This is a genomic window from Streptomyces sp. NRRL B-24572 (assembly GCF_002156145.1).
In the GTDB taxonomy this organism is placed as follows: Bacteria; Actinomycetota; Actinomycetes; order Streptomycetales; family Streptomycetaceae; genus Streptomyces; species Streptomyces vietnamensis.
Genome location: NZ_MWIG01000031.1, coordinates 19,020 through 27,791 on the forward strand (window position 1 = coordinate 19,020; position 8,772 = coordinate 27,791).

6 protein-coding genes are annotated in these 8,772 nt (G+C 73.5%); 5 read left to right on the plus strand and 1 reads right to left on the minus strand.

Translation table 11 applies throughout. From position 1 onward, the window contains the following. The first annotated feature begins 217 nt into the window (after positions 1-217). Positions 218-2,863, plus strand: a complete 2,646-nt coding sequence (locus tag CCN56_RS02035) for a BTAD domain-containing putative transcriptional regulator (protein ID WP_086822681.1) — start codon at positions 218-220, stop codon at positions 2,861-2,863. A gap of 117 nt (positions 2,864-2,980) precedes the next feature. Continuing rightward, the gene (locus CCN56_RS02040) at positions 2,981-3,742 is read left to right on the plus strand and encodes a DUF4232 domain-containing protein (protein ID WP_086822683.1); all 762 of its coding nucleotides are present in this window, start codon (positions 2,981-2,983) and stop codon (positions 3,740-3,742) included. 76 nt (positions 3,743-3,818) lie between these two features. Here the strand turns inward: CCN56_RS02040 and CCN56_RS02045 are convergent, their stop codons facing one another. After that, positions 3,819-4,931 carry a threonine synthase gene (locus tag CCN56_RS02045; protein ID WP_086822686.1) on the minus strand — a complete coding sequence of 371 codons (1,113 nt, stop codon included), beginning with the start codon at positions 4,929-4,931 and terminating at the stop codon, positions 3,819-3,821. Positions 4,932-5,115: 184 nt separating this feature from the next. Here CCN56_RS02045 and CCN56_RS02050 point away from each other — a divergent pair, with 184 nt between their 5' ends. The 3 genes from CCN56_RS02050 to CCN56_RS02060 all read left to right on the plus strand — a co-directional run. After that, positions 5,116-6,690 (plus strand): S8 family peptidase, encoded by a 1,575-nt coding sequence (locus CCN56_RS02050; protein WP_086822688.1) that lies wholly within the window; start codon positions 5,116-5,118, stop codon positions 6,688-6,690. A gap of 136 nt (positions 6,691-6,826) precedes the next feature. Next, positions 6,827-8,002, plus strand: a complete 1,176-nt coding sequence (locus CCN56_RS02055) for a DUF4190 domain-containing protein (protein WP_179199640.1) — start codon at positions 6,827-6,829, stop codon at positions 8,000-8,002. 151 nt (positions 8,003-8,153) lie between these two features. Continuing rightward, positions 8,154-8,772: GntR family transcriptional regulator (locus tag CCN56_RS02060; protein WP_086822693.1), on the plus strand; the 619-nt coding region annotated here is incomplete at its 3' end.

Consider the following 8,772-nt stretch of genomic DNA (forward strand, 5'->3'; position numbering starts at 1 on the left):
TTGTGTCCGCCCGCTCCATCCGATGACCGGGGCGGACGACCGGCAACGTGGGCGGGGCAGTCAGGTGACACGGAGGGGGCGGAGGCGTTCTCCGGAGTCGGCTCGATCGCGCCCGCCCCCGGGGGCGGACGGCCCGCCTCGGCACGGGTGGGCCCCTCGCCCCACGTATCCTCGACTGCTGGGGAAACGGGGGAGAGGGATCGCGGAGGTAATACAGGTGGAGTTCCGGCTGCTCGGCTCCGTCGCGCTGGTGACGGAGGACGGAGACGTAGCCCTGGGGCCCGCCAAGCGGTCCAGTCTGCTCGCCATGCTCCTGCTGCGCCCCAACAGCGCGGTGAACGTGGGGCAGTTGATCGACGCCCTGTGGGAGGAGGAGCCGCCCACCCACGCCAAGACCGTCCTCCAGGGCCACGTCTCGCGGCTGCGGGCGCTGCTCGCCGAGCACGGCGCCGAGGCGTACGGGGTCGAGCTCGCCACGCAGGGGTCCGCCTATGTGCTGCGGATGCCCGAGTCGCTCGTCGACGCCCACCGGTTCGAGGAGCTCGTCGGGCTCGCCGGGGTGCAGAAGCGGCCCGCCGACGCCGTGCGGATGCTGCGCGAGGCGCTGTCGTACTGGCAGGGGCCCGCGCTCACCGGGACCGTGCACAGTCGACCCCTTGAGGCCGCCGCCGGGGGCCTGGAGGAGATGCGGCTCTCCTCGGTGGAAGCCCTCGCGGAGGCGTACGGGCGGCTCGGCGAGCACGGCAGGGCCGCCGCCGTCCTGCGTACCGAGGCCGTCGCGCACCCGCTGCGCGAGTCCCTGGCCGCCGCGCTGATGCTGGCCCTCGCCCGCTCCGGCCGCCAGTCCGACGCCATCGACTGGTACCACCGGACCCGGCGGCTGCTCGCCGAGGAGCTGGGCGTCGACCCCGGCGAGACGCTGAGCGAGGCGTACGCGACGCTGCTCCGTTCCGCCGAGCCCGTCTCCGCGCCCCGCCCCGCAGCCGAGGTCAAGGCCCCCGCGCCCGAGGGCCTGCCGCGCGCTCCGCGCGGCTTCACCGGGCGCGGCGCCGAACTCGCCGCGCTCGACCGGGCGGTCCGCGCCGGGGACGGCCCCGTCTGCCTCGTCACCGGGCCCGCCGGCGTCGGCAAGACCGCCTTCGCCGTGCACTGGGCCTACGAGCGCCGCGCCGACTTTCCCGACGGGCGGCTCTTCGCCGACCTGCGCGGCTTCAGCGACACCCCCGCGCCCGAAACCGCCGCCGTCCTGCGGGAGTTCCTGCTCGCCCTCGGCGTCCCGCCGCTGAAGGTCCCCGAGACCGTCGACGCGCGCGGGGCGCTGTTCCGCTCCCTCACCGGCGGGCGCCGGCTGCTCGTCGTCCTCGACAACGCCCGCTCCTCCGAACAGGTCCGGCCCCTGCTGCCCGGCGGCGACCACTGCGCCACCCTCGTCACCAGCCGCGACCGGCTCGGCGGCCTCATCGCCTCCGACGCCGCCCGCCCCGTACCGCTCGGACACCTGCAGCCCGCCGCCTCGACCGCCCTGCTCACCACCGTGCTCGGCGAGGAACGGGTCGCCGCCGAACCCGCCGCCGCCACCCGGCTCGCCCGGCTCTGCGACGGCCTGCCGCTCGCCCTCCGCGTGACGGCGGCCCGCCTGGCCGAGCGGCCGCAGTGGACCCTCGACGCGATGGTCGGCGAACTCGCCGACGAGCAGGGGAGGTTGGCGCTCCTCGACGTGGAGGACCGGGGCGTCTCCGCTGCTCTCCGGCTGACCGTGCAGCAGCTGCCCGAGTCCGCCGCCCGGATGTTCCGAGCGATCGGCCTGCACACGGGATCCGATGTGGACCGGTTCGCTGCGGGCGCGCTCGCCGGGACGACCCCCGGGCAGGCCTCCGCCGACCTGGACCGGCTCACCGCCGCGCACCTGCTCACCGAGGCCGTCCCCGGCCGCTGGACGCCGCACGACCTGGTGCGCCTCTACGCCCGCCATCTCGCCCCGCAGGCCGACCCCGAGGGCCTGCCCCGGCTCCTCGACCACTACCTGTACACGGGCCTCGCCGCCGACGCCGCCGCCGAGCCGGGCTCGCAGCCCTGCTACGCGCTGCCCGCCGACGCCCGACGGCCCGCCGCCACGAGGGAGTTCGAGGACCGTACGGCGGCGCTCGACTGGTACGCGGCCGAGCGCCCCGCCCTGGAGGGCGCGGTCGCCGCCGCGGCCGCCCTCGGGATGCACGACCGGGCCTGGCGGCTCGCGCTCATGCCGTGGCCGCTGATGCTCCGGCGGATCGGGGACGGCTGGACCCCGCTCCTGGAGGCCGGGCTCGCCTCGGCCGAGGCCATCGGCGACCTCGACGCGCAGTCGCGCGCGCGTGCCCTGCTCGGCTGGATCCTGCACGAGGAGGGCCGGAGCACCGAGGCCCTGGTCCACCTGGAGAAGGCGCCCGGCCTGGCCGCCCGGGTCGGCGACCCGATCAGCGAGGCCATCGCGTACGTCAACTACGCCGCCGTCCTCGACGCGACCGGCGAGCACGAGCGGGCCGGGCTGCTCATGCTGCACGCCGTCGACCTCGCCGACCGCACCGGCCACCCCTCCACCCAGGTGCTGACCCTCCAGCACCTGGCCGGCCACTGCCTCAAGGCGGAGGAGTACGAGGCGGCGCTCGCGCACACCCTTCGCGCCGGGGAACTGGTCGCGCCCGACGCGGTGGTCGTCCGGGCCTCGCTGCAGATCACCCGGGGCGAGGCACTCGCCGGTATCGGCCGTCTCGAAGAGGCCGCTGACCAGCTGGAACGGGCGATCGTCGCGGCCGACGCGGCCGGTTTCACCGAGGGTTCGGCACGGGCGGCGGCGCACCTTTCGCGGCTGTCAGCGGATCGTTAGCGGTACGCAAGCGGGACGGCAGCGCGGGTCGGGAAGCTGGATGCAGCACCGAGTGAGGTGCAACGGCGCACGTGGACCACGCGCGCCGACCGACCGCGTCAACGGGGGAGAACCACCATGCGCAACCACCGCAAGCACACCGTCCTGGCCGCCGCCGCCATCGCCGCCCTCTCGCTGGGCCTGACCGCCTGCGGCGGCGGGGACGCCACGGGCGCCAAGGACGCGGGCAGCGCGAGCGCCGCCACCCAGTCCTCCACCGGTACGGGCGACAACGGCACGACCGGCGGCGGCACGGCGGACCAGACCGCCACGAAGAGCGGCTCGACCACCGGTGGCTCGACGACCACGGGCGGCTCCACGGCCGGTGGCTCGACCGGCTCCACGGGCGGCTCCAAGGCCGGTTCCACGGGCTCGACCGGTTCCACCGGCGGCAAGAGCTCCGCCAAGACCCCCGCCTGCGCCTACGGCGACATCAAGGTCACGGCGGCGAAGGCGGACGAGGTCCCGACCGAGCACATCACCCTCACCGCCACCAACACCTCCGGCCGCTCGTGCACCCTGCTCGAGTACCCGCTCATCGCCTTCGGCCCGATCCAGACCGCCAAGGACATCCCGGCCGTCGCGAAGAGCAAGCCGGCCGCACCGATCGTCCTGAAGGCCGGCGCGCCCGCCTACGCGAACGTGCGGATCGCGCTCGGCGGCGTCCACGAGGACAACAAGGTCGTGAAGGAGTTCAACGTGAACCTCTTCGCCCCCGAGGGCCCGGCCGAGGGCAGCATCGTCGTCAAGGCCCCCGCCGGCGGCCTCGCCGTCGACGAGGCCGCCGCGAAGACGGGCTACTGGACGTACGAGCTCCGCAACGGCGCCGACGAGTTCTAGTCCGTACGAGCTCCGGTTCGTACGAGCTCCGGTCCGTGCGGGGCTCAGTCGGCCCGCGCTCCGAGCCGTACGCGGTTCAGGTCACCAGCCCCGTCTTCGCACCCGCCCCGCACAGCGGCACCACCGTGAGGCCGGGGCGGGGCGGGGCCGCGTTCACCGCCGCCCAGCAGGCCACGCCGGTCGCCTCCACGAACAGGCCCCGGCCGGCCAGGTCCCGCTGGGCGGCGCGGATCTGTTCCTCCGTCACCGTCAGGAACGTGCCGCCCGTCGCGCGGACCGCCCGCAGGATCTGGCCGGCGCGGGGCGGGGCCGGGATGGCGATGCCCTCGGCGAGGGTGGGGCGCGCGACGGCCGGTTCCGCCAGGTCCTCCGCGCCCGCGTGGAAGGCGGCGGCCAGCGGGGACACGGCCTCCGCCTGGACGGCGACGAGCGCGGGCCGGCGCTCGACGAGCCCGTGGCCGTACAGCTCCTCGACGGCGAGGGCGGCGCCCAGGAGCAGGGTGCCGTTGCCGACGGGGACGACGATCGTGTCCGGGAGGCGCCCGCCGAGCTCCTCCCACAGCTCGTACACATAGGTCTTGGTGCCGTGCAGGAAGTACGGGTTGTAGACGTGCGAGGCGTAGAAGACGCCCGGCTCGTCGGCCGCCTCGCGCGCCGCCCGGGCGGTCGCCTCGCGGTCGCCGGGCACCTCGACGATCCGGGCCCCGTGCGCCCGGATCTGCTCCAGCTTCTTGGGGGACGTGCCCTCGGGCACGTACACGACGCAGTCGAGCCCGGCCCGCGCGCCGTACGCGGCGATCGCCGTGCCCGCGTTGCCGCTGCTGTCGGCGAGGACCGTACGGGGCCGAAGGCGGCGGGCGTGCGCGGCGAGCATCACGGCGCCGCGGTCCTTGAAGGACAGGGTCGGCATGAGGAAGTCGAGTTTGGCCGAAACCGATTCGGTGAGGCGGACGAGGGGCGTGCGGCCCTCGCCGAGGCTCACCTCGGGCCCGTACGGGAGCGGAGGGAGCGCCTCCTCGTAACGCCACAATGAATTCACACGTGACGCGAGTGACGGGAGGGAGACCGGCGCGCTCTCGAAGGCGAGGTCCCAGGGGCCGCGGCACTTCGGACAACGCCAGGTGAGGGCGTCGGTGGGGGACTGGATCCGGCAGCGAGGGCACTCGTAGGCGGTCATGATCGGCAGCATGTCAGCTGTGTGGCACGGGCGTTGCGGAGTTGTGGGAGCCCTTGTGAGATTCCTATGGATCAGCCAACCTTTCGCTCGGCAGCCGGACGTTCGAGACGGCGCGGACCCCTCGCGTCGGATTGTCATGTCCATGCCGTGAATTCATGTCGCGCTCCTGCCTTACCCCACGAGGAGGACCCCCCGCATGTCAGTGATGCGTGCACCGCGTCGCCGGACAGCCACCGCCGCGGCCATCGCCGTCGCCGCGCTCGCTCTCGGCTCCCTCTCCGCCCTCCCGGCGGCCGCCGCGCAGGCCGCCCCCACGGGCGTCATCGAGAACGCCGGGGCCGAGGGCACCGTCCCGGGCAGCTACATCGTCACCCTCGACGAGTCCGCGCAGGCGGAGACCGCCAAGGGCCGGGCCGTCGCCGCCAAGTTCGGCGCGAAGATCAAGCGGACGTACACCTCGGCGATCAACGGCTACTCCGTCGAGCTCTCCGAGGCGCAGGCGCGGAAGCTCGCGGCCGACCCCGCCGTGACGAAGGTCGTCCAGAACCGCGTCTTCCACATCGACGGCACCCAGCCCTCCCCGCCCTCCTGGGGCCTGGACCGGATCGACCAGAAGGCCCTTCCGCTGAACCAGAGCTACACCTACCCGGACTCCGCGGGCCAGGGCGTCACCGCGTACATCATCGACACCGGCGTACGCATCACCCACACCGACTTCGGCGGCCGCGCCTCCTACGGCTACGACGCCATCGACAACGACAACACCGCCCAGGACGGTCACGGCCACGGCACCCACGTCGCCGGCACCGTCGCGGGCTCCACGTACGGCGTCGCCAAGAAGGCGAAGATCGTCGGCGTCCGCGTGCTCGACAACTCCGGCTCCGGCACGACCGAGCAGGTCGTCGCGGGCATCGACTGGGTGACGCGCAACGCCGTCAAGCCGGCCGTCGCCAACATGAGCCTCGGCGGCGGCGTCGACTCCGTCCTCGACGACGCCGTCCGCAACTCGATCGCCTCCGGCGTCACCTACGCGGTCGCCGCCGGCAACGAGACCGACAACGCCGCCAACCACTCCCCCGCGCGCGTGGCCGAGGCCATCACCGTCGGTGCCACCACGTCGAGCGACGCCAAGGCCAGCTACTCCAACTACGGCAGCGGTCTCGACCTCTTCGCCCCGGGCTCCTCCATCACCTCGTCCTGGGGCACCGGCGACACCGCCACCAACACCATCTCCGGTACGTCGATGGCGACCCCGCACGTCGCCGGCGCCGCCGCCCTCTACCTGGCGGACAACCCGACGGCGACCCCGGCACAGGTCTCCACGGCCCTGACGACCGCCGCCACCCCGAACGTCGTCACCAGCCCCGGCACCGGCTCCCCGAACAGGCTGCTGTACGTCGGCGGCGGCACCACCCCGCCGCCCACCGGCCCGAAGTTCGAGAACACCACGGACTACGCGATCAACGACAACGCGACCGTCGAGTCCCCGGTCACCGTCAGCGGCGTCTCGGGCAACGCCCCCTCGGCGCTCCAGGTGCCCGTGAACATCGTCCACACCTACATCGGTGACCTCCAGGTCCAGCTGATCGCCCCCGACGGCTCGGCGTACACGCTGAAGGCCTTCGGCACCGGCGGCAGCGCGGACAACATCAACACCACGTACACCGTGAACGCCTCCTCGGAGGTCGCCAACGGCACGTGGAAGCTGCGGGTCACCGACAACGCGAACTACGACACCGGGAAGATCGACTCCTGGGCCCTGCAGTTCTGAACCGCGCCTGATCCGCGCCTGATCCACGTCTGCACCTGAAAGTGGGGGGCGGTCGCCTGCGGGCGGCCGCCCCTTACGTACGATGCGCGACCGATCGTTTGTTCGCGTCGACCGCCGCAACAGGAGCCCCGCACCCGTGGATCCGATCCAGCCGAGCCAGCCGACCCCGCCGCCCGCAGGCGGCCCGCAGTCCGGAGGATGGCCCGCCCCGGGCCCGTACACCTCCCCGGGGATGCCGTACACCCCGTACGGTCAGCCCGGCGTGCCCGGTGCCGTCCCGTACGGGCAGCCGCCGCGGCGCACCACCAACGGCCTCGCCATCGGCTCCCTGGTCTCCGGCATCGTCTGCTGCCTCCCGCCCCTCGGACTGGTCCTCGGCCTCGTCGCCCTCCCGCAGATCAAGAAGAAGGACCAGGACGGCAAGGGGCTCGCGATCGCCGGCATCGTGCTCTCCGCCCTCAGCTCCCTGCTGCTCGTCATCGGGCTCGCGACCGGCGGCATCGGCTCGGCGTGGCACGACTTCAAGAAGGGCATGGACAAGGCCGCCCGCTCGCAGTCGGCGTTCTCGCTGCGCAAGGGGCAGTGCTTCACCGACAGCAGCAAGGGGACGGAGTACGCGACGGACATCAGGGTCGTCGACTGCGCCCGCCCGCACAGCGGCGAGGTCAGCGGCGGCTTCGAGCTCACCGGCTTCGACGAGTGGCCCGGCGAGGACGCGATCGACGAGCTCGCGGAGGAGCGCTGCGAGACGATCAACGCGGCGTACGCGATGGACACCTGGGCGATCCCGCGGGACGTCTGGATCGCCTACTACCCGCCCAGCAGCCAGAGCTGGCGGCTCGGCGACCGGGCCGTGACCTGCGCGTTCTCCGGCCAGAAGAAGACGACGAGGTTCTCGGGCTCGGTGCGCTCCGACAGCACCACCCTGAACGGGGACCAGAGCCACTTCCTGACCACCGTGAACCCGATCGAGAGGGTCACCTACCGGGAGCCGGAGGACGACCCGGACGAGGACTTCGCCGCCAACAAGGCCTGGGCCGGGGAGCTCCTGGCGGCGATCGACGCGGCCCGCGAGGGCCTGGGGCGGCACTACTGGCCGGGCGAGTCCACGGCCCCGGTCGAGGCGCTCCGCAAGGAGCTCGCCACCGCCTCGAAGCGCTGGGGCGAGCTGGCCGAGGCGCCCGACGCGGACGCGTACTGGGAGGCGTACGACGCCGCCTGGGACGCCCTCCCCGAGGACCTGGGCGCGGACGCGCGGACCGCGCTCGGTCTGACGGACACGCTGCCGGAGGGCGAGGGCACCTCGGTCTGAGGGGCTGAGCCGGTCCGAGCCGGTCACCTCGTGATGTGACCGTGGGTAACCGATGCATTCATCACTTCGAGTGAAACTTTGGCCCATGCTTGCGGATCGCGACCGTCGGTTGTCAGGCTGTAGCTGTCAGTCAACCTGAGGGGAGTGTCCAGTGACGTTCGGTGAGCAGCCCGCCTACCTGCGCGTGGCGAGCGATCTGCGGGAGAAGATCGCCAACGGCTCGCTTCCGCCGCATACCCGTCTCCCCTCGCAGGCACGCATCCGCGAGGAGTACGGGGTGTCGGACACCGTCGCGCTGGAGGCCCGCAAGGTGCTCATGGCCGAGGGGCTCGTGGAGGGGCGCTCGGGTTCGGGGACCTATGTGCGCGAGCGTCCCGTGCCGCGGCGGATCGCCCGCTCCGGCTACCGTCCCGCGTCCGGCGCCAGCCCCTTCCGGCAGGAGCAGGCCGCCGAAGGGGCCCGCGGCACCTGGGAGTCGCGCAGCGAGCAGGAGCCGGCGAGCGCCGAAGTGGCCGAGCGGCTCGGCATCGAGCCGGGGGAGCGGGTGATGTGCACGCGGTACGTGTACCGGGACGGGGGCGAGCCCATGATGGTCTCCACCTCCTGGGAGCCCCTCGCCGTCACCGGCCGGACGCCGGTCATGCTGCCCGAGGAGGGCCCGCTGGGCGGCTGCGGCGTCGTCGAGCGCATGGCGGCCATCGACGTGGTCGTGGACAACGTGGTGGAGGAGGTGGGGGCCAGGCCCGGCCTCGCCGAGGAACTCCTGGCCC

Coding starts and splice junctions, on each gene's coding strand:
- CCN56_RS02040 (WP_086822683.1), top strand. CDS start 2,981: ATGCGCAACCACCGCAAGCACACCGTCCTGGCCGCCGCCGCCATCGCC.
- CCN56_RS02050 (WP_086822688.1), top strand. CDS start 5,116: ATGTCAGTGATGCGTGCACCGCGTCGCCGGACAGCCACCGCCGCGGCC.
- CCN56_RS02045 (WP_086822686.1), bottom strand. CDS start 4,931: ATGCTGCCGATCATGACCGCCTACGAGTGCCCTCGCTGCCGGATCCAG.